Origin of the sequence: Rhizobium sp. YAF28, assembly GCF_052113285.1 — a bacterium.
Lineage (GTDB): Bacteria > Pseudomonadota > Alphaproteobacteria > Rhizobiales > Rhizobiaceae > Rhizobium.
Window position 1 is genome coordinate 139,398 of record NZ_JBFRCX010000010.1, and the last position, 23,322, is coordinate 162,719.

Annotated in this window: 19 protein-coding genes; 8 read left to right on the forward strand and 11 right to left on the reverse strand. The window is 60.5% G+C overall.

All coding sequences use genetic code 11. The features are described 5' to 3' along the window. Positions 1–249: 249 nt before the first annotated feature. The 3 genes from AB4Z13_RS22985 to AB4Z13_RS22995 all read right to left on the reverse strand — a co-directional run bounded on the left by AB4Z13_RS22985 (position 250) and on the right by AB4Z13_RS22995 (position 5,619). Positions 250–3,447 carry an efflux RND transporter permease subunit gene (locus AB4Z13_RS22985; RefSeq protein WP_439016334.1) on the reverse strand — a complete coding sequence of 1,066 codons (3,198 nt, stop codon included), beginning with the start codon at positions 3,445–3,447 and terminating at the stop codon, positions 250–252. Positions 3,448–3,568: 121 nt separating this feature from the next. After that, positions 3,569–4,759, reverse strand: a complete 1,191-nt coding sequence (locus AB4Z13_RS22990; protein WP_442206905.1) for an efflux RND transporter periplasmic adaptor subunit — start codon at positions 4,757–4,759, stop codon at positions 3,569–3,571. 47 nt (positions 4,760–4,806) lie between these two features. Further along, entirely contained in the window at positions 4,807–5,619 is an 813-nt protein-coding gene (locus tag AB4Z13_RS22995) for an alpha/beta hydrolase fold domain-containing protein (protein WP_442206906.1), read from the reverse strand. A 165-nt stretch (positions 5,620–5,784) separates the two neighbouring features. Here AB4Z13_RS22995 and AB4Z13_RS23000 point away from each other — a divergent pair, with 165 nt between their 5' ends. Then, the gene (locus AB4Z13_RS23000) at positions 5,785–6,696 is read left to right on the forward strand and encodes a LysR family transcriptional regulator (RefSeq protein ID WP_113319567.1); all 912 of its coding nucleotides are present in this window, start codon (positions 5,785–5,787) and stop codon (positions 6,694–6,696) included. Between the two features lie 241 nt (positions 6,697–6,937). Here the strand turns inward: AB4Z13_RS23000 and AB4Z13_RS23005 are convergent, their stop codons facing one another. Together AB4Z13_RS23005 and AB4Z13_RS23010 are read right to left on the reverse strand one after the other, a co-directional pair. Beyond that, entirely contained in the window at positions 6,938–7,840 is a 903-nt protein-coding gene (locus AB4Z13_RS23005; protein ID WP_113319566.1) for an SDR family oxidoreductase, read from the reverse strand. 53 nt (positions 7,841–7,893) lie between these two features. Then, the gene (locus AB4Z13_RS23010; RefSeq protein ID WP_113319565.1) at positions 7,894–8,634 is read right to left on the reverse strand and encodes an SDR family oxidoreductase; all 741 of its coding nucleotides are present in this window, start codon (positions 8,632–8,634) and stop codon (positions 7,894–7,896) included. A 120-nt stretch (positions 8,635–8,754) separates the two neighbouring features. Between AB4Z13_RS23010 and AB4Z13_RS23015 the strand changes: the two genes are divergently transcribed. The 3 genes from AB4Z13_RS23015 to AB4Z13_RS23025 all read left to right on the forward strand — a co-directional run bounded on the left by AB4Z13_RS23015 (position 8,755) and on the right by AB4Z13_RS23025 (position 10,698). Further along, entirely contained in the window at positions 8,755–9,669 is a 915-nt protein-coding gene (locus AB4Z13_RS23015; RefSeq protein WP_113319564.1) for a LysR family transcriptional regulator, read from the forward strand. Between the two features lie 19 nt (positions 9,670–9,688). Continuing rightward, the gene (locus AB4Z13_RS23020) at positions 9,689–10,003 is read left to right on the forward strand and encodes a hypothetical protein (RefSeq protein ID WP_113319563.1); all 315 of its coding nucleotides are present in this window, start codon (positions 9,689–9,691) and stop codon (positions 10,001–10,003) included. Positions 10,004–10,083: 80 nt separating this feature from the next. Then, positions 10,084–10,698 carry a DNA-3-methyladenine glycosylase gene (locus AB4Z13_RS23025; RefSeq protein WP_113319562.1) on the forward strand — a complete coding sequence of 205 codons (615 nt, stop codon included), beginning with the start codon at positions 10,084–10,086 and terminating at the stop codon, positions 10,696–10,698. 16 nt (positions 10,699–10,714) lie between these two features. Here the strand turns inward: AB4Z13_RS23025 and AB4Z13_RS23030 are convergent, their stop codons facing one another. From AB4Z13_RS23030 to AB4Z13_RS23040, 3 genes are read right to left on the reverse strand one after another with little or no spacing between them, the layout of a single operon-like run. Next, positions 10,715–12,256, reverse strand: coding sequence for a DHA2 family efflux MFS transporter permease subunit (locus tag AB4Z13_RS23030; protein ID WP_113319561.1), 1,542 nt, complete (start codon positions 12,254–12,256; stop codon positions 10,715–10,717). Between the two features lie 5 nt (positions 12,257–12,261). Further along, the gene (locus AB4Z13_RS23035) at positions 12,262–13,485 is read right to left on the reverse strand and encodes an HlyD family secretion protein (RefSeq protein WP_113319560.1); all 1,224 of its coding nucleotides are present in this window, start codon (positions 13,483–13,485) and stop codon (positions 12,262–12,264) included. Next, on the reverse strand, positions 13,478–13,942 hold the full coding sequence (locus AB4Z13_RS23040) for a MarR family transcriptional regulator (protein WP_113319559.1): 465 nt from the start codon (positions 13,940–13,942) through the stop codon (positions 13,478–13,480). The genes AB4Z13_RS23035 and AB4Z13_RS23040 overlap by 8 nt, the downstream gene beginning before the upstream one ends. A 497-nt stretch (positions 13,943–14,439) precedes the next feature. On the opposite strand from AB4Z13_RS23040, the gene AB4Z13_RS23045 reads away from it, so the two are divergent. Together AB4Z13_RS23045 and AB4Z13_RS23050 are read left to right on the forward strand one after the other, a co-directional pair. Further along, positions 14,440–15,615: an efflux RND transporter periplasmic adaptor subunit gene (locus tag AB4Z13_RS23045; RefSeq protein ID WP_113319558.1), complete on the forward strand. Its 1,176-nt coding sequence runs from the start codon at positions 14,440–14,442 to the stop codon at positions 15,613–15,615. After that, positions 15,612–18,791, forward strand: a complete 3,180-nt coding sequence (locus AB4Z13_RS23050) for an efflux RND transporter permease subunit (RefSeq protein WP_113319557.1) — start codon at positions 15,612–15,614, stop codon at positions 18,789–18,791. Before AB4Z13_RS23045 ends, AB4Z13_RS23050 begins: the two co-directional genes overlap by 4 nt. Before the next feature lie 7 nt (positions 18,792–18,798). On the opposite strand, the gene AB4Z13_RS23055 is transcribed toward AB4Z13_RS23050, so the two are convergent. Then, positions 18,799–19,575, reverse strand: a complete 777-nt coding sequence (locus AB4Z13_RS23055; protein ID WP_113319581.1) for a metallophosphoesterase family protein — start codon at positions 19,573–19,575, stop codon at positions 18,799–18,801. A gap of 162 nt (positions 19,576–19,737) precedes the next feature. On the opposite strand from AB4Z13_RS23055, the gene AB4Z13_RS23060 reads away from it, so the two are divergent. Then, complete coding sequence (locus AB4Z13_RS23060; RefSeq protein WP_113319556.1) at positions 19,738–20,862, forward strand: acyl-CoA dehydrogenase family protein; 1,125 nt, start codon at positions 19,738–19,740, stop codon at positions 20,860–20,862. Positions 20,863–20,927: 65 nt separating this feature from the next. On the opposite strand, the gene AB4Z13_RS23065 is transcribed toward AB4Z13_RS23060, so the two are convergent. Both AB4Z13_RS23065 and AB4Z13_RS23070 read right to left on the reverse strand, forming a co-directional pair. Then, positions 20,928–21,389: an RrF2 family transcriptional regulator gene (locus tag AB4Z13_RS23065; RefSeq protein ID WP_113319555.1), complete on the reverse strand. Its 462-nt coding sequence runs from the start codon at positions 21,387–21,389 to the stop codon at positions 20,928–20,930. Between the two features lie 207 nt (positions 21,390–21,596). After that, a complete protein-coding gene (locus tag AB4Z13_RS23070; RefSeq protein ID WP_442206907.1) occupies positions 21,597–22,385 on the reverse strand; it encodes an SDR family NAD(P)-dependent oxidoreductase in 789 nt (262 codons plus the stop codon). 163 nt (positions 22,386–22,548) lie between these two features. On the opposite strand from AB4Z13_RS23070, the gene AB4Z13_RS23075 reads away from it, so the two are divergent. Then, complete coding sequence (locus tag AB4Z13_RS23075) at positions 22,549–23,316, forward strand: TIM barrel protein (protein WP_113319554.1); 768 nt, start codon at positions 22,549–22,551, stop codon at positions 23,314–23,316. The last annotated feature ends 6 nt before the right edge of the window (positions 23,317–23,322 follow it).

Here is a 23,322-nt window from a genome sequence, read left to right on the forward strand (position 1 = left end):
CTCCCGAACTGTTGTCTGCCTTTGATAGTCTCCTTACCTCAGCATGCAACAGTTTTGATGGACGTAACGCATTTTTGTCTCATACCCACAGCATCGGCCCGAAAATCGGAATCGATTTTTGGAAGCACGATGAGTAGATTCAAAGATTTAAAGCGTCCTTTGGGCGTCCGGATGGACGTACAAAGGACGCTTTAAAACGAAACGGGCGAGGACCAAGGCCCCCGCCCGATTTACCCGACAAAGGAGAGGTTATTCCGCAGCGACCTTCATATGGTCGTCCTCGTCCTGCGGATGATTGTCGTTGTGCTGAACGAGCGGGCGGTTGCCCGTCATCCGGCGCAGAAGCACGTAGAATACCGGCGTCATGAAGATGCCGAAGAAGGTCACGCCGATCATGCCCGAGAAGACGGCGACACCCATGGCCGCGCGCATTTCGGAACCGGCACCGGTCGAGGTGACGAGCGGCACGACACCCATGATAAAGGCCATGGAGGTCATCAGGATCGGGCGCAGACGCAGGCGGCTGGCCTCGATCGCGGCTTCACGTGGCGTCCTGCCTTCGAACTCGAGTTCGCGGGCAAATTCCACGATCAGGATCGCGTTCTTGGCCGATAGACCGACAAGGACGACGAGGCCGATCTGTGTGAAGATGTTGTTGTCTCCACCGGTGAGCCAGACGCCGGTCAAGGCGGCGAGAACACCCATCGGCACGATCATGATGATCGCAAGCGGGAGTGTCAGGCTCTCATACTGGGCAGCAAGCACCAGGAAGACGAGCAGCAAGGCCAGCGGGAAGACGACGACGCTGGAGTTACCGGCGAGGATCTGCTGGTAGGTCAGGTCCGTCCACTCGAAGTCGATGCCAGCGGGAAGTGTCTCATGCAGGATCTTCTCGATTGCCGCCTGAGCCTGCCCGGACGAGAAGCCCGGTGCCGGACCGCCGTTGATATCGGCAGCAAGGAAGCCGTTATACCGGTTCGCACGCTCCGGGCCAGTGCTTGCGTCCACCTTCAGGAGGGCTGCAAGCGGGATCATCTGGCCCGATGCCGAGCGAACCTTCAACTGGCCGATATCTTCCGGCTGGGCGCGGAACTTGGCATCGGCCTGCACACGGACGCTGTAAGTGCGGCCGAAGGCGTTGAAGTCGTTCACATAGAGCGAGCCAAGATAGATCTGCAGCGTCTGGAAGACGTCGGTGACGGAAACTCCGAGCTGCTCGGCCTTGGCGCGGTCGAGATCGGCATAGAGCTGCGGCACGTTGATCTGAAAGCTGGAGAACAGGCCGGCCAGTTCAGGCGTCTGATAGGCCTTCGCAAGCACGGCCTTCGTGGCTTCGTCGAGCGCCTGGTTGCCCAAGCCCGCGCGATCCTCGATCTGCAGTTTGAAACCACCCGTCGTGCCGAGGCCGTTGACCGGCGGCGGCGGGAACATGGCGATGAAGGCGTCCTGGATGGCGCCGAACTTCTGGTTCAGGGCCATGGCAATTGCCCCACCCGAAAGATCAGGCGTCTTGCGCTCCTCGAAATCCTTCAGCGTCACGAAGACGATGCCAGCGTTCGAAGAGTTGGTGAAGCCGTTGATCGACAGGCCCGGGAAGGCGATCGCGTTGGCAACGCCCGGCTGCGCCAGAGCGATGTCGGTCATGCGCTTAATGACGTCTTCCGTGCGGTCGAGGCTTGCAGCATCCGGCAACTGGGCAAAACCGATCAGATACTGCTTGTCCTGCGACGGCACGAAGCCGCCCGGCACCGTATTGAAGATGCTGTATGTCGCTCCGACCAGCACAAGATAGATCACCATGACGATGCTCTTGCGCGATACCAGACCGCCGACGCCCTTGCCGTAGGCGTTCGAACCGGCGCCGAAAGCGCGGTTGAAGCCGCGGAAGAACCAGCCGAAGATCGCGTCCATGAACCGCGTCAGCCAGTCCTTCGGCGCATGGTGCCCCTTCAGGAGAAGGGCGGCAAGCGCCGGAGACAGCGTCAGCGAATTGAAGGCCGAAATGACGGTCGAGATCGCGATCGTCAGCGCGAACTGGCGATAGAACTGACCCGACAGACCGGAGATGAAGGCGAGCGGCACGAAGACCGCGACAAGCACCAGCGCGATCGCGATGATCGGGCCGGAGACTTCCTTCATGGCCTTGTAAGTCGCCTGACGCGGACTGAGGCCGGCCTCGATGTTGCGTTCGACGTTTTCAACGACGACGATTGCGTCGTCCACGACGATACCGATCGCCAGCACCAGACCGAAAAGGCTGAGTGCATTGATCGAGAAGCCGAACATGTACATGACCGCGAATGTACCGATGATGGATACCGGAACGGCAATCAGCGGGATGATCGAGGCACGCCATGTTTGCAGGAACAGGATGACGACGAGAACGACGAGCGCGATGGCTTCGAGCAGCGTGTCGATGACCTTCTCGATCGAGGCGCGGACGAATTTCGTCGTATCATAGACGATCTCGTACTTCACGCCTGAAGGCATGGCCAGCTGCAGCTCGTCCATCGTCGCGCGGACATTGTCGGCGATCTCGATCGCGTTCGAACCCGGTGCCTGCAGAACGGCAACGGCGACAGCCGGCTTGCCGTCGAGCAGTGAACGCAGCGTGTAGTCGGCGGCACCCAGTTCGATCCGGGCAACATCGCGCAGACGGGTGATCTCGCCATTGGCGCCCGTCTTGACGATGATGCTGCCGAACTCCTCGGGCGTGCGCAGACGACCCTGGGCGTTCACGTTGAGCTGAAGATCGACACCCTTCTGGCTCGGCGAAGCGCCGATGATGCCGGCAGCGGCCTGGACGTTCTGCGAGCTGATCGCATTGCTGATGTCGCTTGCGGCAAGATTATGCTCGGCTGCCTTCTGCGGATCGATCCACACACGCATGGAATAGTCGCCGGCACCGAAGACCTGCACCTGGCCGACACCGGCGATACGGGCTAGCCGGTCCTTGACGTTCAGCGTCGCATAGTTGCGCAGATATGTGATGTCATGGCTGTTCCCGTCAGAGACAAGGTTGACGACCATGATGAAGTCGGGCGAGCTCTTGACCGTGGTTATGCCGAGCGCGCGAACTTCCGCCGGCAGGCGCGGTTCGGCCTGCGACACGCGGTTCTGCACGAGCTGCTGTGCCTTGTCCGCATCAGTGCCGAGCTTGAAGGTGACGGTGACGTTCAAGGCGCCGTCAGACGTTGCCTGGCTGGACATGTAGAGCATGCCCTCGACGCCGTTGATCTGTTCTTCGAGCGGTGTGGCCACCGTTTCGGCGATGACCGACGGGTTTGCGCCGGGATAGGTGGCATGCACGACGATCGACGGCGGCACGACCTCCGGATATTCGGAGATCGGCAGCGCCCGGAGGCCGATGAGGCCGGCGACCACGATGAGGACCGAAAGAACACCGGCAAAGACCGGGCGGTCGATAAAGAATCTGGATATGTTCATTTTAACGCCCTCTCCGGGGTGAACATGGATGCAAAGTCCCTCGCCGGCGGCTCGAAGGCGCACCGGCAGGTCATGTTGTCTAGGGTAACGGCCGCCTCCCCGAGGGAAGGAAGCTCAGATCTTACTGAGCGGTCGCGACCTTCTCTTCCATCTGGGGTGCTACGACTGCACCCGGACGGATACGCTGAAGGCCGTTGACGACGATCTTGTCGCCGACTTCGAGGCCGTCTTCGACCACGCGTTGGCCATCGAACAGCGAACCAAGCTTGATCTGCCGGTAGTTGACCTTGTTCTCACCATCGACAACGAAGACGAACTTCTTGTCCTGGTCGGTGCCGACTGCGCGGTCGCTGATGACGATCTTGTTCTCGGCCTTCGGCTGGCCCATGCGCACCCGAACGAACTGACCGGGGATCAGCTTGCCGCCGGGATTGTCGAAGACTGCCCGCACGGCAATGGTGCCGCTGGCAGCATCGACTTCGTTGTCGACCAGCTGAAGCTTGCCCTTGATCGGCGTTCCCTCATCGGCAAGCGTGCCGATTTCAACCGGGATCTGTTCAACGGCCGGCAATGCGGCGTCGGTTGCCGGAAGCTCCGAAAGAGCCTTCGTGACCATCTCTTCGCTGGCATTGAAGCTTGCATAGATCGGATCGACAGAGACAAGCGTCGTCAGTTCAGGCGAAGCCGAACCGGCTGCAACGATGTTGCCGACCGTGACCTCGATCTTGCCGATACGGCCGGAAACCGGTGCCTTAACCTGCGTATAATCGAGATCGAGCTGCGCGGACTGGAGAGCCGCCTGTGCCGAACGCAGGCTTGCCTGGGCTTCGGCCAGTGTGCTCTGACGCTGGTCGAGGTCGCTCTGCGAAATCGTCCGGTTGTCTGAGAGACGGCGACCGCGGTCGAGTTCCGTCTGCGCCAGGCTGACCTTGGCTTCGGCCGAAGCGACCTGACCCTGGGCCTGGGCGACCGCCGCCTGATAGGGGGCAGGATCGATGGCGAAAAGCAGGTCGCCCTGCTTCACCAAGGCACCTTCACGGAAATGCACGGACTGGATGGCACCCCCAACCCGGGGGCGGATCTGCACGCGGTCAATGGCCTCGAGACGACCGGAGAAATTCTCCCAGTTCGTCACATCACGGCTGGCGACGACGGCAACCGTCACCGGCACAGCGGGAGCCTGTGCGGGTTCGGAGGCGGCCGTGGCGGTTGCGCTCATCGGCAGTTCGAAAAAGATGGCAGCGGCCGAAACGGACGCAGCAACACCCAGACCGGCGCCCACTAGGGCCCAGCGCTTACTTCTGGACGTCATTGGTACTCTCCTTGCGGCCCCGAATGGCCGTAAAAATCAGTTCGTCTTCAATGCAATTGTGGCTGAACGCTCACGTCCTGAAGAAAATCTCCAAAGTGGCGGCTGACGTTGCCCTGCCACGTGGAAGTCCCCTCAGATTTTCCGCCGTAAATGGATGGCCAACCTGTCCCGGCGGGAAGAACATGCTGGCGCACGCCAACACCTGCCTTCTTCAGGCGAGCGGCGTAACCGATAGTTTCGTCGTGCAGCGGATCATCCTCCGCTGTAAAAATCAGAGCAGGCGCAACACCTGATATACGCGAGCACAGGCAAGGCGCGGCATAGGGATGACAACCGCCACCACTCAGGTAGTGGCTCCAGCCTTCCGTCCAGCGCTGGCGCATGCCAATTTTGTCCGCCTTGCGGATGGAGGACGTACCCATGAATGGATCGAGAAGCGGCGAAAGTAGGATCTGGCCGTCAAGCGCATCCGGCATCTGGTCGCGGACCTTCAACGCCACACCGGCCGCCACATTGCCGCCCGCCTCTTCGCCGGCGACGAACAGCAGTGACTTGCGGTCGCCGAGGCCGGCCTTCTTGAGAGCGAGATAGGAAAAGATCGAAAAGGAAATTTCGAGCGCCTTCGGAAAGACATTGCCCGAAAGCGTACTGTAATCCGCGGAAACGACGATCGCGCCTGCCTTTGCGAGGCTGGCGGCAATCGGGCGATCGGCATTGGGGTCGCTGTCGAGAAACGCGCCGCCATGCAGATAGAGAACGATCGGCGGACCCTTGCCGAAATCGGCGCCCATATAGACGCGCGCAGAAACGGGGCCAGCGGCCACCTTTTCCAGCACCATGTCCTTAATTTCGGGCACCATAATCTCTATCTCTTCGCTGCTTTGCAGATGGACGGATGACGCCCGTCTCTTGCATTTTGCACTAAAAAGATATTGTTATTCAAAACCGGGAATAAGAAGCGATATCGCGATAACACTATTCCAAATCCCGAACAATGTTGCAACGCAAACTGCGGAATTGAACCGATGGATCAACTCTCGGCAATGCGCGTCTTCATCCGCGTAGTGGAGACGGGCAATTTCACCCGCGCCGCCGACATGCTCGCCATGCCCAAGGCGACGGTGACCAATCTCATTCAAGGACTGGAAGCGCATCTGCGCACCAAGCTCCTCAACCGCACCACCCGCCGTGTCATGGTGACGACGGATGGCGCCCTTTATTACGAACGCGCCGCGCAGATCATTTCCGAACTTGAGGAGTTGGACGGCAGTCTTTCAAACTCCCAGAGCCTGCCGACGGGCAGGCTGCGCGTCGAGATGGCGGGCGCCTTTGCCGATTCCATTCTGGTGCCGGCGCTCTGTGATTTCTATCAGCGTTATCCCGATATCCGCATCGACCTCGGCGTCGGCGACCGCACCGTCGACTATCTCGCTGAAAACGTCGACTGTGCTCTGCGCGCCGGCACGCCGGCCGACCAGTCGCTGATTGCGAGGCGCGTTTCGGAGATCGAAATGGTCACCTGCGCCGCACCCCTCTACGTCGAGAAATTCGGCCTGCCGCAGCGGCCAGAAGAGCTTGAAACGGAACATTATTCTGTCAATTATTTTCGCGCCCAGAACAATCGCACGGTGCCTTTCGAATTCCGGAAGGGTAACGAGATCATTGAGGTTAATCCGCGCTACATTCTCTCGGTCAACGACAGCCGCACCTATATGACGGCAGCTCTTGCCGGCCTCGGCCTCGCCCAGATCCCGATCTTCATGGCTCGTGAGCCACTGGCAAAGGGGGAACTGATTCAGACTCTGCCGGAATGGACGCGCGAGTCGCTGCCGCTCTACGTCGTCTATCCGCCGAACCGGCATCTCAGCAACAAGGTTCGCGTCTTCGTCGACTGGCTGGTGAAACTGCTGGCAGATGCCAAACTCAACGCCCGCTGACATAGAGCCATTGGTAGAAAAGAAGCGGCCCGCGATGGGAGGGATAACCGTCACGGGCCTTGATCTGATGTCTGAAACTGAAGGCCTGTCGCACCGCAGGAAAGGCGCGGCAGGCCCTGGAGTGGAGGTCGGGAGGCTGGCAGCGATTGCCGTCCGCCTCCGTCCATTCTGATATAGGTGCGCTTAGCCGGATAGTAAGGGGCAGCTCACCAAGAGGCCGTTCACAAGTTTGCGACGATCTTTATCCGTTCGTGACGGGCTTCAGCAGATCCTCGATACCGATGCGGCGGAAGAGCTCGGCACGAACGCGGTCCGCAACGCCGTTGACGATTTCCGCACCGTCTTCCGACGGATCGATATGGGTGCGGAACGGCCGCTTGCCGAAGGGCATGTTCACGACATCGACGATGGCGGTCGCAACGGAAGCGGCATCTGCATCAGCGGGTTCGAGCGAGGCAAGACCTTTCAGCGCCTGTTCCGGCAGGCCCTTGTAGGGACCTTCATTATATTCGGCAGCGCGGGCGGCATCGGCGGGCGAACCGGAATGGGCGAAGTGGTTCGTACCCTTGGTGAAGGCGCCGGGAACGATGATTGCCGTTTCGATGCCCCACCGGGTTAGCTCACTGGCATAGGAAACGGCAAGCGAGTCCATGGCGGCCTTGGCGGCGAAATAGGGAGCAAGGTACGGAGGCGTACCGCCGCGGGTGCTGGAGGAAGAAACCCAGACAACCAGTCCCTTGCCCTGCTTGCGCAGATGCGGCAGCACCGCGCGGTTCACGCGCTGGGTCGACAGCACGTTGATATCGAAAAGCTCTGCATATTGCTCCGGCGTAAAGGCTTCGGCCGGACCGAAGGACATATGACCGGCATTGTGGATGATCGTATCGATATGGCCTTCGGCGGCGATCACCTTGGCGATCCCGGCCTCGGCGGAGGCATCCGAGGCGACATCCAGTTCGACAGCCTTCAACTCGACGCCGTTTTCTTTGGAGAAGGCCTCCACTGCCTCGACTTGCGGCCGGTTGCGGCCTTCGGTTTCACGCATCGAGGCATAGACGGTGTGACCGGCCTTGGCGAGAGCGCGGGCGGTAAGAGCGCCGAAACCGCTGGAAGCGCCGGTGATGACGATGACTTGCTTGCTCATGATCCTATTCCTTCTGTGAGAGTGGGGCGGCGCGACACCGCCACGAGTTTGCGTCAGACCATGCCGCCATTGGCACGCAGCACCTGACCGTTGACCCAGGCACCATCAGGGCCGGCGAGGAAGGCAACGACACCAGCAATATCCTCAGGGGTGCCGAGACGTTCCAGCGGGTTTGCCTTGGCAAGGTGGTCGATCAGTTCGTCGGACTTGCCGTTGAGGAAGAGGTCGGTGCCTGTCGGGCCGGGAGCGACCGAGTTGACGGTAATCTGGCGGCCGCGCATTTCCTTGGACATGATGGCGCCCATCGTCTCGACGGCAGCCTTCGTGGCGGCGTAGACGCTATAGGCTTCCGGCTTCAGGCCAACGACCGAGCTCGAGAAGTTGATGACCCGGCCACCGTCACGCAGTCGCTTGGCAGCTTCGCGCAACGTGTTGAACGTGCCCTTGAGGTTTACGCCGATCTGGCGGTCGAAGGTGGCATCGTCCACATCGGCAAGACGGGAGAGCAGCATGATACCGGCATTGTTGACGAGGACGTCGACGCCGCCGAAGGCTGCCTCTGCAGCATCGAACATGCGGCGCACGGCGTCCGCATCGGCAACGTCGGCCTGTGCCGTCAGGGCCTTTCCGCCGGCCTTCTCGATCCTCTGGGCCAGTTCTTCGGCGAGCGCCGCGTTGCCAGCGTAGTTGATAACGACGGTGAAGCCGTCCTTTGCGAGACGTTCTGCGATCGAAGCACCGATGCCGCGGGAAGCGCCGGTAACGAGAGCGACCTTGTTTTGATTGGCAGACATTTTCTTCTCCTTTGGTTCGGCGCCGCAGCGCCCTTTCGATGAGAAGAAAATGTCCCTTTTCACTTTGCGGATAATCAGCCATTATTCGGCATCACTATCCGGAAATTGCGAACAAACAAAATGGACAGATTTGATGCCATGCGGGTCTTTTCCCGTGTCGTGGAGCGCCGCAGCTTCACGCTTGCCGCCGAAGACACCGGCTTGCCGCGCTCGACGGTGACGGATGCGGTCAAGCAGTTGGAAGCCCGCCTCGGCGTGCGCCTGCTCCAGCGCACGACGCGCCATGTCAGCCCGACGCTCGATGGCGAAGCCTATTACCAGCGTTGCCTGTCGATCCTCGCCGATATCGAAGATGCCGAAGGCGCTTTCGCGGGCGCCAAGCCGAAGGGGCTACTGCGGGTCGATGTGCACGGCACACTTGCCCGGCATTTCGTGCTGCCAAGTCTGCCGTCCTTTCTGGAAACTTATCCCGATATCGAGTTCTACATGAGCGAGGGCGACCGGCTGGTGGATCTGGTGCGCGAGGGCATCGACTGCGTGCTGCGCGTCGGTACTCCGCAGGACAGCGACATGGTCGCCCGGCGTGTCGCCATGCTGGATGAGATCACCCTCGCCTCGCCGTCCTATATCGCCGCTCTCGGTCAGCCCGAACATCCCGACAGTCTCGACGCGCACCGCATGGTCGGCTTCCGCGCGACCGGTAGCGCCGGCCCCCTGCCCCTGGAATTCATCGTCGACGGCGGCGTGCGCAACATCACGATCCCCGCGACTGTCACCGTCAACGCTGCCGAAAGCTATATCTCCGCCGCTCGCATGGGGCTCGGCATGATCCAGATCCCGCGTTACCACGCCGAACAGGATCTCGCCGCCGGCACCCTGGTCCAAGTGCTCGCCGATTTTCCGCTCACGCAGACGCCGGTCTCGCTGCTCTATCCGCGCAACCGCCAGCTCTCGCCGCGCGTGCGCGTCTTCATCGACTGGCTGGTGAAGGTCTTCGCTCGACAAAACTCCGAAAACGCGGTTCACTCATATTAGCATTCTCGGAGGAACGGGCATGGCACTCAGCGACACCATGGTTTACCAGACGGATGAGGGCTTCGTCGTCGAGTTCGGCAACGAGGGTGAAGACAGGATTGCAGTCACGCTGCGCAACGCCCCCGATCTCACGCACGAAAATGCCATAGCCAAGGCAAAAGCATTGCTTTCTTCCGCATTCGAGCCCGTTCACGGCGACGGCGCCCGCAGCAAGGATGCTGCGCTCCTTGAAGAAGAGCTGCAGGAAGGCCTCGAAGATTCCTTCCCGGCGAGCGATCCGGTTTCCGTCACCAGTTCGTCGATTTCGATACGCGACCCCAATGCCGGCCACTAGATCTGCTTTGAGATGATGTTGTCGATGCCACGCGAGCCAGCCGGCGAACGATTGTTCCGGGTGGCAGATCGGCGAAGGGAATGCTATCGGCAATTTCCATGACGATCGAAACGACTGATGGCGCGATCGGCGCCGGCCCGCTTGCCGGGGAGAGCTTGCGCCACTTCTTCGAACGCGATGCAATCGAGGTCGCTCGCGATCTTCTCGGCTGCCACCTCACGGTCAACGATACAGGTGGGCGGATCACCGAGACGGAAGCTTATTACCCGGATGACGCGGCCTCCCACAGTTTCCGTGGTCCAACGAAGCGCAATGGCGCCATGTATGGCCATCCGGGCAATGTCTATATCTACCGCATCTATGGCATGTACTGGTGCCTGAACTTCGTCTGCACACCGGGCTCGGCGGTATTGATTCGCGCGCTGGAGCCGGAAATCGGTCTGGCTGCGATGATTGATCGGCGAGGCACTGATGCGTTGACACAGCTTTGCAGCGGCCCCGGCAAGCTTTGCCAAGCACTCGATATCGATATCTCCATCAACGACCGGACGCTCGACCAGCCACCCTATGCGATCTCACCTTCCGCGCCAGTGCCCATCGTCTCGGGCAAGCGGATCGGCATTACGAAAAATGCCGAAGCACCATGGCGCTTCGGCATTCAGGGATCGCGATATCTGAGCAAGCCGTTCCGCTAAATGGGAACCTTCAACGTCATTCCATGACGGCGCTATGGTCCATGGCCGGCGCAGCCTTCGGCTTGCGCAACAACAGGACCAGCGGCATGACGGCGAGCGACATCAGCATCAGCAGCTTGAAGTCGTCCATATAAGCGATAATGGTCGACTGCAGCGTAATGACGTCGTTGAGCGCCGCGCGGCCGACCGCCGTCAGCGGACTGAGGCCTTGTGCGGCCGTAGCATTGAAGGCGTGGTTGAACGGCGTCACGTAGGCCGCAATCGACTCATGGTTGCTCTGCGTGTTCTCGACAATCAGTGCCGAGACAATCGAAATGCCGACAGAGGAGCCGATGTTTCGCGACAGGTTATAGAGGCCGGTTCCGTCGCCGCGCATCTGGGCGGGCAGCGTCGCAAAGGCAATCGTCGTCAGCGGCACGAAGAGGAAGCCGAGACCAGCGCCTTGGATGAAGCCGACCGAGATGATCGTCCACTGCGAGACGTCGGGCGTCCAGCCGGTCATGTCGTACATCGCCCAGGCCGTCAGCCCGAGACCGAGCAGCAACAGCCAACGCGTATCCACCTTTCCGATCAACCGGCCAACGATGAACATGCAGAGCATGGTGCCGAGACCGCGCGGTCCCATGACGATGCCCGCCGTAGTGACCGGATAGCCCATCAGCGTCTGCAGATACGGCGTCATCAGCGCCAGTGAGGCAAGATAGGTGATGCCGATCACGAAGATGAAGATCATGCTGACGGTAAAATTCTGGTCGAGGAACAGCCGCGGATTGACGAAGGATTTCTCCGCCGTCAGCGTATGTACCAGGAGCAGATAGAAGGCCGCGGCGCAGACGATCGCCTCGACCATGATCTCGCCGGAGGAGAACCAGTCGAGCTGCTCGCCGCGGTCGAGGAAAAGCTGTAGCGCCGCAATGAACAGGCTCATCATCCCGAAGCCGAACCAGTCGAGCTTGGCGAGTGCATCCCTCTTCGTCTCCGAGACGAATATGACGATGCCGGCAAAGGCGAGCGCGCCGATCGGAATGTTGATGTAAAAGACCCAGCGCCAGCTGATATTGTCCGTCAGCCAGCCGCCAATGACAGGACCCAGAACCGGCCCGACCATGACCGAGACGCCGAATAGGGCCATGGCCGAGCCGCGCTCCTCGGCGGAATAGATGTCGAGGAGGATGCCCTGGGAAAGCGGAACCAGCGAGGCGCCGAACAGGCCCTGCAGCAGGCGGAAGGCAACGATCTGCGGCAGCGACTGCGCCAGACCGCAAAGCACGGAGGCGACAACGAAGCCGACAATCGCCGTCAGCAACACACGTTTGCGGCCGAACTTGGCAGCAAGAAAGCCCGAAGGCGGCGTCATGATCGCGGCCGCGACGATGTAGGAGGTCAAAACCCAGTTGATCTGGTCGGCGGAGGCCGAAACGCTGCCCTGGATATAGGGCAGCGCCACGTTGGCGATCGTCGTATCCAGCGCCTGCATGATGACGGCGAGAATAACGCAGGCCGTGATCGCGCCGCGATTGGCAACCGGGGTTGCCGGTGATGTAGGAGCAGTGCTCATGGCCGTTACTCGTGGCTGTTGCCGTGGCCCAAAAGGTTATTGACGAAATCAGGCAGGCCGCGCGCATGGCCGGTATCGACGTCGACGACCGTGCTCATGCCGACGCGAAGCGGCGGCTTGCCCTGAGAGTCGTCGATGCTGACGCGCATCGGAATGCGCTGTACGACCTTTACCCAGTTGCCGGTCGTATTCTGTGCCGGCAGCAGTGAGAAGGAAGAACCCGATGCCGGGCTGATGCTCTCGACCTTGCCCTTCCACATGACGCCCGGATAAGTGTCGACGTAGATATCGACCGACTGGCCGGGCTTGACGTAGGTGAGCTCGGTTTCCTTCGGGCTCGCGGCGATCCACAGATGCGAGGTCGAAACTAGCGAGAAGGCCTGCTGCGAAGCCTGGAGGTAGGAGCCGACCTGCAGCGCGTTGACGTTGGTCACGATGCCGTCGAAGGGTGCCTTGACGACGCTGTGATCGAGCTCGCGCTGAGCGTTGTCGACCTGCGATTTGGCCTGCAGGTACAGCGGGTTTTCCTCGACCGGCTGGTCGGCATTGCCGCCGAGCTGGGCGAGCGTCGTTGCGGCTTCCGCCTTGGCGACGGAAACCTTCTGCTGCGCCGCCTCGAGATTGTGCTTGGCTTCGTCATAGGCCGACTGCGTCGCGCTGCCGTTGTTGACGAGATTTTGCTGCCGGTCGAACTGGTCCTGGTAATAGGGCAGATCGGCTTCAGCCTGCGTGATCTCGGCAAGCGACTGCTGGTAGCTAGCCTTGAGGTTCATGATCTGGTTGCGCTGCGCGCCGAGCTGCGCCTTGGCGCCATCGAGCGCGATCTTGAAGGAATCCGAGCGCAGGCTGAAGAGCACCTGCCCCGCCTTGACCTGCTCGTTCTCATGAACGTTGATCTGCTCGACGAGACCGGAAACGTCAGTCGTGATGCCCACCATGTCCGCCTGGATATACGCATTGTCGGTCGACATGATCTGACCGCCATTGACGTAGTAGTAGCCGCCGACGACGAGCGCCACCGGCAGCAGTGCAAAGAGGACGGGACGGGTGAAGCTGCGCCGGCGGCGGACCTTGTTGCCGCCAGGCGCAGCCACCGCGGCAGCCGCGGGCGCTGAATTGGATGAAGGCGCCTCAGCCACCGTTTCCGGTTGTTGGGGAATTTCTTTTTCTTCGACAGGGTTCTTGGCATTCGCGTCGGACACGACGCGCAGGGGGGATTGATCAGCCATGTTTCGTCTCATTCTCGGCGACCGGACTGCGGCACGCCTGCACCAGGTTCGTCTTCATTACGGATAGGATGTGGAAAAGCTGGTCGCGCTGTTCGGGTGTGATGCTTTCCAGCGCCTCGCCGCGGGTCACGTCGCCGATCTCTCGCATTTCGGCGAGAATCGGATGGGCTGCTTCACGCATGTAGAGCAGCCAGATGCGCCTGTCGGTCGGGTGCTGGCGGCGCTCGATCAGGCCGCGCTCGGCGAGCTTGTCGAGGATGCGGACCAGCGTGATCGGCTCGATTTCGAGGATCTCGGCAAGCCCGCTCTGATGGATGCCCTCATTATTGGCGAGATAGGCAAGCGTCTGCCACTGAGACCGCGTCAGCCCAAGGTCCTTTGCGCGCTGCTCGAACCGTTTGCGAAGCAGACGGGCCACGTCGTGCAGAAGAAAACCGAGTGTTGGATTGTTGGTCATATACCTTCGCCGGCTAGTAATAAGCATCCTTATGATATTGGTAGATATATTGAGCATATGCAGTGCACAAGGATACAACCTCAAGATTCCGCACCTGCGGCCAAAATGCCGCAGCCCACACCTAGAAGAGCCTTCGATCCGGTCTTTCGAAAGGTTCAAGCAGCGGCCGAAACTCGTCTCAGCAATTTGACAAAGCGAAGCATCGGCGGAAATGCCGGGGGTTTGCGGAACTCCAAATCAATGCAATCAATTGGCATTTGCAATTTTTGGATTCTCCCGTTTATAGTCTGCCTTCATAGAGTTAGGGAGAAGCAGGATTTTCTTCCTCCGGTTGATTTCGAGGTGCTGGCCTGCACCTGTCATCTTCCCGGCAGCCAAGCATGAGTAGAATTCGGACTTAGGACGAAGGCTCATGTTTTCGTTCCAGCAGACATAAACAGCTTATCTCAGGCATAGGTTCAGGCGGCCGCGTTCGGCCGCCCGCAAGGGGGACCGGAATGGCTTATTCGCTTCGACAGATATTGGCGCTCGGCTGCTTTGCCGCCTTCCTGCCGCTCATTGCTGAGGCACAGCAGGCGCCTGCTCCCCCGCCCGTCACCGTCGCCAAACCCGTCGTGCGCGATGTGGTCGATAGTGATGAGTTCATCGGCCGTTTCGAACCTGTCGATGAGGTCTCCGTCCGCTCGCGTGTCGGTGGTTACCTGCAGGAAATCGACTTCACCGACGGCGCTCTGGTGAAACAGGGCGACCGGCTCTTCGTCATCGATCAGAGGCCGTTCGTAACCGCTCTCAATCAGGCCAATGCCGCGCTCGAAGCGTCGAAATCGGCTCTCGTCTTTGCCGATGCGCAATATAAGCGCGCCCAGTCGCTTGCTTCGAGCGGCAGCCAGTCGGCGCAGACGCTGGACGATCGCCGCCGCGAATTCGATTCAGCGCAAGCCAATGTCCGCGGCGCGCAGGCTGCAGCCGATCGCGCGGCTCTCGACATGGAATATACCGAGATCACCGCGCCGCTCAGCGGCCGCATCGACCGCCGCCTGATCTCCGCCGGCAACCTTGTGCAGACCGACCAGACGGTGCTGACGACGATCGTTTCCCTCGATCCGATCGATTTCTATTTCGACGTCGACGAGCGCCGCCTGCTGAATTTCGCCGACACCGCACGCAAGCTCGGCAAGGATCTCCAGCAGGGCGGAGGCGGACTGGATGTGGCAGTCACGATCTCGGATCCCAATGCCAAGCCATTCAAGGGAAAACTGGATTTCGCTGAGAACCGAATCGACAACGAGAGCGGCACCATTCGTCTGCGTGCCCGCTTCCCCAACCCCGATCTCGTCCTTCAGCCCGGCCTCTTCGGTCGCATCCAGGTCGAAGCCTCCAACACCTATCAGGCCATTCTCGTTCCTGACGAGGCAATCGGCGCAGACCAGAATGAGCGTGTCGTCTATGTCGTCGGTAGCGACGGCACAGTATCGACCAAGCCCGTGAGGCCCGGTCCGCGGCTCTACGGCTACCGCGTCATCCGCGAGGGCCTCGACGGCACCGAGACGATCATTGTCAATGGCCTGATACGCGCCCGGCCCGGTGCAAAGGTAACACCTCAGATGACCGAACTGCCGAAGGAGCGGACTGACGCGCCGCCAGAAACCGCCGGTGCGGAGAGCGGCCAATGAGATTTGCTCATTTCTTCGTAGACCGGCCGATCTTTGCGGCCGTCATCTCGATCGTTCTCCTCGTTGTCGGCAGCATCGCCTACACGCAATTGCCGGTCTCCCAATATCCAGAGATCGCGCCGCCGACTATTGTCGTGCGCACCTCCTATCCGGGCGCCGACCCGCAGACGATCGCCGATACGGTTTCGACCCCGCTCGAGCAGCAGATCAACGGCGTCGAAGACATGCTCTACATGTCTTCCTACTCCAGCGCCGATGGCGCCATGTCGCTGACGATCACTTTCAAGCTCGGCACCGATCTCGACAAGGTCCAGGTTCTTGTCCAGAACCGCGTTTCCATCGCCCTGCCCCGTCTTCCCGAAGAAGTTCAGCGGCTTGGCGTGACCACCGACAAGAGCTCGCCTGACCTGATGATGGTGGTGCACCTCCTGTCGCCGTCGCACCGCTATGACCAGCTCTACGTCTCGAACTACGCCCGCAACCGGATACGCGACGTTCTCGTACGCCTTGACGGCGTCGGCGACGTGCAACTCTTCGGCGAGCGCCAGTATTCGATGCGAATCTGGCTGGATCCGGAAAAGCTCTCCGCCTACGGAATGACATCCGATGACGTCGTCGCCGCATTGAGAGACCAGAACGTTCAAGTATCGGGTGGCAAGATCGGCGCGCCACCGGTCACCGGCAAGAATGCGTTCGAATATACGGTGCGAACGGACGGACGTTTCTCGGATGTGCGCCAGTTCCGCTATGTCATTGTGAAATCGACGGCCACCGGCCGGCTTGTGGCCTTGCAGGATGTCGCCCGCATCGAACTCGGCGCACAGGACTACGTCACCAACAGCTATCTCAACAATGACCCCGCAGTTGCTCTCGGCATCTTCGCCCGGCCGGGAACCAATGCACTGGATACCGCCCATCAGATCCAGGGCATCATGAAGGATCTTTCGCAGAACTTCCCGCAGGGCCTGGAATATCGGATCGTCTACGATACGACCGAATTCATCTCGGATTCGATCAATGAAGTCTACAGGACCATCGCAGAGGCGGCGATCCTCGTGGCAATCGTCGTCCTCGTCTTCCTGCAATCCTGGCGAACCGCCATCATTCCGATCATCGCCATTCCCGTATCGCTGATCGGCACTTTCGCGGTCCTGCTCGCCTTCGGCTTCTCGCTCAATATGCTGACGCTGTTCGGCCTCGTCCTTGCGATCGGCATCGTCGTCGACGACGCGATCGTGGTGGTGGAAAATGTCGAGCGAAACCTGGCGCGCGGCATGACCCCGAAACAGGCGGCGCACGTCACGATGGACGAAGTCGGGACCGCCGTGGTCGCCATCTCGCTGGTGCTGATCGCAGTGTTCGTGCCGACGGCCTTCATTCCCGGCATTTCCGGACAATTCTACAAACAATTCGCGGTGACGATTTCAGTCACCACGGCAATTTCCGCATTGAATTCGCTGACGCTGTCGCCTGCGCTCGCAGGCATATTGCTGAAAACCCACGATCACGAGACCAAGCGCAAGAATATCTTCTCCCAGCTGGGAAGCGGGCTTGCCAACGGCTTCAACCGCGGATTCGATCGGATGAGTTCCGGCTATTCCTGGATCGTTCGGCATCTGGTCAGCAGTTGGGTAGGGTTGACAGCTTCGCTTATTGTCTTCGCCGGCCTGCTGGGCGCGACCTGGTACATGGGACAGAAAGTTCCCTCGGGGTTCATCCCGACCATGGACCAGGGTTACGCAATCATCGTCATCCAGCTTCCGGACGGCGCTTCGCTTGCGCGTACCGACGCCGTCGTCAAACAAGTGGGTGACATTGCCCGCACGGTGCCGGGCGTCGGCAATGCCGTGCAATTTGCCGGTTTCAGCGGGGCAACTTTCACCAATGCCTCGAATGCCGGCGTCGTCTTCGTGCCGTTTAAATCCTTCGCCGAACGTGAAGAAGGCGGGGAAACCGCCAACAAGATCATCGGCGAGCTCTATGGCAAGCTGCAGAGCATCCAGGAGGCCTTCATCATCGCCATCCCGCCGCCATCCGTGCGCGGCGTCGGCAATTCCGGCGGCTTCAAGATGCAGATTTCGGATCTTGAAAACGCTGATATGACGCGCGTCCTTGGTCTGGCCCGCCAGATGATGGGTGCTGCTGCAACGACCGAGGGGCTTACCGGCGTCTTTACGACATTCTCGGATGCAAGCCCGCAATATTTCCTTGCGATCGATCGCGACAAGGCACGTTTCCTGAACGTGCCGATCCCCAATATCTTCAACGCGCTGTCCATCAACCTCGGCGTTGCCTATGTGAACGACTTCAATGCATTCGGGCGCGTTTATCAGGTTCGCGCCCAGGCTGACCGGCAATATCGCATGGACAGGGACGACATCCTGGCGCTGAAGGTTCGATCGGCAACCGGTGCACTGGTCCCGCTCGGCACTCTGATGGACATACAGGATTCCAGCGGTCCGGCACTTGTCCAGCGCTACAACATGTATGTCTCGGTGCCGCTTCAGGGCAATCCGACTCCCGGCACATCGACCGGCGATGCCATCAAGAAGATGGAAGCGCTGGCGAGGCAGATCCTGCCGCCCGGAACGACCTTTGAATGGACCGAGCTTGCCTATCAGGAAACCCATACCGGCAATACCGCCATCTATATCTTCGCCCTGTCGGTGATCTTCGTCTTCCTTGCGCTTGCGGCACAATATGAAAGCTGGGTCCTGCCCCTGGCCATCATCCTCATCGTTCCGCTCGCAGTGCTCGCCGCGTTGATCGGCGTATGGCTCAGGGGAATGGACAACAACGTCCTCACCCAGATCGGCCTGATCGTCCTGATCGGCCTTGCGGCCAAGAACGCCATTCTGATCGTCGAGTTTGCACGACAGGCGGAAGAAGAAGGGAAAAGCGTCGTGGATGCCGCAATCGAGGCAAGCCATCTTCGCCTGCGCCCGATCCTGATGACGGCCTTCGCCTTCATCTTCGGCGTTCTACCGCTTGCCATCGCCACCGGCCCAGGTGCTGAAATGCGCCAGTCGCTCGGCACGGCTGTGTTCTCGGGCATGTTGGGTGTGACGATCTTCGGCCTGTTCCTGACGCCGGTCTTTTATGTCGTGCTGCGCCGCTGGCGCAAAAAGCCGGCAGAAGCGCCGGCTCAGGTCGATGCGGAGGAGAATGCTGCCTGAACCGGTCTCAGGTGGAGAAGAGGTAAACCTGGCCCTGCCAGAAGCGGGCGACGGAGAGCCTGCCGCTCCTGAAGGCGCGGGTGTCGAGGTTCAGCCGCATTGGCTGCACATCCGGCTGATCGCCGGGCGTGTGACCATGGACGATGAGCTTCGGCAGTGGCAGCGGGCTTTCCAGGAAACGCTGGCGAATGAAAGCCAGATCGTCATCGGCCTGCTCTTCGAGCGGCACGCGCGGGTCGATGCCCGCATGCACGAAGGCGACATTGGGCGTATCGAGCATGATCGGCAGGGAGCGGATGAAATCGATATGGGTATGCGGCAGCGACTGGCGGATGAAGGCGTCGAGCTGCGCACCGGAACGGAAAACGAGCGGCAGGTGATCGGGATCGAGACCGTAGGATCGCAGAAGCTCGGCGGCACCCATGGTCATCCAGTCGTCATAGGATGCCCAGCCGTCGATATAGTCGAGCATGACGATCTCATGGTTGCCGGCAAGGCAGATGCGCTCGAAACCCTCGGGCGCCGGGTCCATGATATGGCTGATGACATGCGCCGATTGTGGACCGCGGTCGATATAGTCGCCAAGCATGACGATGAGTTTGGTGCCCGGTATATGCTCAGCATCCCGGACGATCGCCTCTTCCGCTTTCTGCAGCAGGTCGAGACGACCATGCACGTCGCCGATGGCATAAGTGGGGATGTCGGCTATATCCATGCTCACGCGCGGGCGCGGCTGACGTCCAGCCTTCGAACCCTCGCGGCTTCGTGCAAGAGAATCACTCATCATCATTCCTGATCAGTTCGCCGTCCCTTAACCATAAGTAGAGCATACGGCAAGGCGATCAAGCTGGTAAGAAAATTCCGCCAGCCGGGCTTTTGTGGAAAAAGCGGCCTTACGCAAGCCGATGCAATCACGCACTTTTTTAGCACCAGGAAAGAGTGGTAGATGGGCACCGTATCGCAACTGCACGACAATGTGCGTCCTCCGGCGCACCGCATCGAGACTGAGGAGGAGGCCATCTCCGCGGCTCGCGAGCTTGCGGCCGGATTTCGCCGGCAGGCAAGCGAGCGCGACATCAACCGCCTCATGCCAAACGCCGAGCTCGACGCGCTCTCGCAATCCGGCCTCACAGCAATCACCGTTCCCCCTGAATATGCCGGGCTCGATATTTCCAACGCCCTGCTCGCCGAGATCGTCGCCATCGTCGCCGAAAGCGATGCCTCGATCGGCAACGTGCTGACATCTCACTTCCGCGTGCTGGAAGGGCTGCGCAACCAGCCCTCGGAAGAGCTGAAGATCGCCCTTTTCACCCGCGCATTGGACGGCGACCGTTTCGCTGCGACCCGTTTTACCGATCAGGCAAGCCTCGTTGCCGAGGGCTCCGGCTTTCGCCTGACAGGCCGGTCGGAACAGGCAGCCGCCATCCTTTTCTCCGACTGGATCGCCGCAGCAGCGATCGATCCCGGCGGCCGCAGGGTGACGTTGCATCTGCAGCGTGACAGCGACGAACTGCAGGCGATAGACGACTGGGATGCTTTCGGGCTTCGCATCAACGGCACGGCAACGCTGATTACCGGCAAGCTGCATGTGAATGTAGACACCGTCACCGCCGCTCCATCCGGCGATCACACGACGGAAAAGTCCCTGGGCCTTCTGCTGCAGGCAGCCGTCAGCCTCGGTATCGCCCGTGCAGCCTTTGCCGACCTGCTCGTCATGGCGAAGGAGCCCTCTGCCCTCTTTGGCAAAATCGGCGAGCGCGCCATCCGCATCGAAATCGCGACCGGCGCGCTGGAACAGGCAGGCCGCAAACTGGATATCGCCCAGGTAAGCCCCGCCGAAGCAGCCATGGCGGAAGCCTATTTCTCCGCCTCATCCGCCTGCCTCACGGCAACCGACGTGGCGCTGGACACGGCAAATGCTCTCTTCGAACTGGCCCGGGGCGCGACCGGCAGCATAGCGCTCAACCTCGACCGTCACTGGCGCAACGCCCGCATCCACGACATGGCAATCCAGCGCGAGCCGCTGTTGAAGGCAGCAGGCGCGCATATTCTGAAAATCAGGGAAAGCTGAAGCAACTCCCGAAAACTGTGCCGCAGTTTGCATACGGAATTGCGGGGAAATAAAGGGAGCGCGGATCAGCTCGCGGCGGAAACCGGGACCTTTTCCTCGACCGTTTCGATGCCGCCGCCGACAACGAACTGTTCGAGCGTCATGTTGTCGAGAATGGCAGCGATCGCGTCCCGGACTTCGGTCATCGAGCGCCGCACCTGACAGGTCTCGGGATCTGCGCAGTCATCGCAGGCCTCGTAAGCCGTGCGGCTGGCGCAGCGGATCGGCGCAAGCGGCCCATCCAGCGTACGGATGACATGACCAATGCGGATCTCCGACGCAGGCCGCGACAGCGAATACCCGCCGCCCGGCCCCTTCTTCGACCGCAGGATGCCGACATTGCGCAGTTCGAGCAGGATCGTATCGAGAAACTTCTTCGGAATATTGTTGCGCGACGCGATGTCGTTGATGAAGGCGGTCTCGCCCGGCGCCAGCCGCGCCAGATCGACCAGCGCCTTCAATCCGTATTTTCCTTTTTTCGTCAACATCTGGGTCGCCCTGCACTTTGCGGCATTATGCTTCTGTAATAGCAGGCAAATAGAGTCAAAACCATGAAGAGACAACAAAATAACCAGTTTTTATAGGCTACATCAGCAATATGTTGCCGTAAAACCGCTATTCAGAGTTTCCTGAACCTTGCAGGCCTCCAGAAGGTTGTCTCGCACCGCCAACCGATGCGAGACCGGAAGTCTCGTCTAGACCGTTTTCAGCATGCCGCCATCGACGAAATAGGTGGAGCCAATACTGTAGCTCGCTCGGTCGGAGCAGAGGAAGACGAAGAAGTTTGCAAGCTCCTCCGGCGTGCCGAAACGTTTGGACGAGGCATGCTCATCCGCCACGCTCTGCAGGTAGCCCTCCCAGTCACCACCGGTCTCCGCTGTCAGCTGCTTGGCGGTCTTGATCCAGTCGGGCGTCAGGATGAGGCCGGCGTTGATGCAGTTGACGCGAATCTTGTCCTTGACGAGCTCTGTGGAGAGCGTCTTGGAAAACATCATGAGCGCCGCCTTGGTGACATTATAGATCGGCTCGTACCACAGCGGCTGCACGGCACAGATCGAGGCATTGTGAAGGATCACTCCGCCGCCGCGCTTCTTCATTTGCGGCGCAATTCCGCGGGCAAGGCGCACGGCGGCCATCACATGCAGATCAAAATACGCCTGCCACTTCTCGTCGGGCGCCTCCATGACCGTCTCGTTGGAGCCGGTGCCGGCATTGTTGATGAGAATATCCGCTCCACCACGCTCGGCTGCCGCCGCGATGATCGCCTCCGTGCCCTCGACAGTCGCCACATCGCTTTCGACCGCAATGGCACTGACACCATATTTTTCGGCAATGCGCACGGCTTCAGCATCCAACCGCTCGCGTCCACGCGCAGACAAAATGAGGTTAGCACCCTCGGCCGCCAGCCCTTCGGCGATCGCCAGCCCGATACCGACGGAACCACCCGTCATGACGGCGGTCTTCCCCTTCAATCCAAGATCCATGAAATCCTCCCAATCCGGCCGGCGGTCCGGCCGCTCCGCCAACTCTTCCGGCATTGGCTCTGCCCGTCAAGCCATGGCGGAAAATCATTGGTGCTGCTAACTGATCCCTCTTGCCGCAGGTCGCGTTCTGTCGCATGCCTGCGGGCATAGTGGAGGAATTTTCATGCGTCTTTATTCAGCTTGCATTGAATGGCTGTTTGCCGAGGAAGGCGATCATTTCACCGATCGCATCCGCCGTGCCCATGCCGCCGGCCTCAAGGCCATCGAGTTTTGGCGCTGGACGGACAAGGATCTCGACGCGATCGAAGCCGCATTACAGGAAACAGGCCTCAAGGTAACGAGCCTCGTCGCCGAGCCGATGATCGCACTCACCGATGCCACCAATCGCGAGACCTGGCTGAAGGGTCTCGCCGACTCCGTTGCCGTTGCAAAGCGCCTCGGCGCCCCTGTCCTGATCGCGCAGGCCGGCGACGATCTCGAGGGCTTCACTCGAGACGAACAGCGCAAGGCGCTCACCGACACGCTACGGGCCGGCGCCGACATCCTTGATGATAGCGGCGTGCGCCTCGGTGTCGAACCGCTCAATATCCGCATCGACCACGTCGGCTATTTCCTCGATTCCACCCGCGAGGGGCTGGATATCGTCGATGACGTCGCCCGTCCGGAAATCGGCATCGTCTACGACATCTATCATTCCGCCGTCATGGACGAGCGCACGGAAGATGTTCTGGCCGGCCGCATCGACCGCGTTTTCCACGTTCATGTCGCTGACCACCCCGGTCGCAACGAACCCGGCACCGGCACGATCGATCTCGCTCACCGCCTGAACTGGATCTTCTCCAACGGCTACACCGGGGCTATCGGCATGGAATACAAGCCAACGGCTCCGGGTGCGGATGCGGTGAAGGCGGCAATTGCGACCTTGGGCTGACGTTCA

Bases quoted from the DNA above. Each gene is read 5' to 3' on its own strand.
- AB4Z13_RS22985 (WP_439016334.1), bottom strand. From the start codon at position 3,447: ATGAACATATCCAGATTCTTTATCGACCGCCCGGTCTTTGCCGGTGTT.
- AB4Z13_RS22990 (WP_442206905.1), bottom strand. From the start codon at position 4,759: ATGACGTCCAGAAGTAAGCGCTGGGCCCTAGTGGGCGCCGGTCTGGGT.
- AB4Z13_RS22995 (WP_442206906.1), bottom strand. From the start codon at position 5,619: ATGGTGCCCGAAATTAAGGACATGGTGCTGGAAAAGGTGGCCGCTGGC.
- AB4Z13_RS23000 (WP_113319567.1), top strand. From the start codon at position 5,785: ATGGATCAACTCTCGGCAATGCGCGTCTTCATCCGCGTAGTGGAGACG.
- AB4Z13_RS23005 (WP_113319566.1), bottom strand. From the start codon at position 7,840: ATGAGCAAGCAAGTCATCGTCATCACCGGCGCTTCCAGCGGTTTCGGC.
- AB4Z13_RS23010 (WP_113319565.1), bottom strand. From the start codon at position 8,634: ATGTCTGCCAATCAAAACAAGGTCGCTCTCGTTACCGGCGCTTCCCGC.
- AB4Z13_RS23015 (WP_113319564.1), top strand. From the start codon at position 8,755: ATGGACAGATTTGATGCCATGCGGGTCTTTTCCCGTGTCGTGGAGCGC.
- AB4Z13_RS23020 (WP_113319563.1), top strand. From the start codon at position 9,689: ATGGCACTCAGCGACACCATGGTTTACCAGACGGATGAGGGCTTCGTC.
- AB4Z13_RS23025 (WP_113319562.1), top strand. From the start codon at position 10,084: ATGCTATCGGCAATTTCCATGACGATCGAAACGACTGATGGCGCGATC.
- AB4Z13_RS23030 (WP_113319561.1), bottom strand. From the start codon at position 12,256: ATGAGCACTGCTCCTACATCACCGGCAACCCCGGTTGCCAATCGCGGC.
- AB4Z13_RS23035 (WP_113319560.1), bottom strand. From the start codon at position 13,485: ATGGCTGATCAATCCCCCCTGCGCGTCGTGTCCGACGCGAATGCCAAG.
- AB4Z13_RS23040 (WP_113319559.1), bottom strand. From the start codon at position 13,942: ATGACCAACAATCCAACACTCGGTTTTCTTCTGCACGACGTGGCCCGT.
- AB4Z13_RS23045 (WP_113319558.1), top strand. From the start codon at position 14,440: ATGGCTTATTCGCTTCGACAGATATTGGCGCTCGGCTGCTTTGCCGCC.
- AB4Z13_RS23050 (WP_113319557.1), top strand. From the start codon at position 15,612: ATGAGATTTGCTCATTTCTTCGTAGACCGGCCGATCTTTGCGGCCGTC.
- AB4Z13_RS23055 (WP_113319581.1), bottom strand. From the start codon at position 19,575: ATGAGTGATTCTCTTGCACGAAGCCGCGAGGGTTCGAAGGCTGGACGT.
- AB4Z13_RS23060 (WP_113319556.1), top strand. From the start codon at position 19,738: ATGGGCACCGTATCGCAACTGCACGACAATGTGCGTCCTCCGGCGCAC.
- AB4Z13_RS23065 (WP_113319555.1), bottom strand. From the start codon at position 21,389: ATGTTGACGAAAAAAGGAAAATACGGATTGAAGGCGCTGGTCGATCTG.
- AB4Z13_RS23070 (WP_442206907.1), bottom strand. From the start codon at position 22,385: ATGGATCTTGGATTGAAGGGGAAGACCGCCGTCATGACGGGTGGTTCC.
- AB4Z13_RS23075 (WP_113319554.1), top strand. From the start codon at position 22,549: ATGCGTCTTTATTCAGCTTGCATTGAATGGCTGTTTGCCGAGGAAGGC.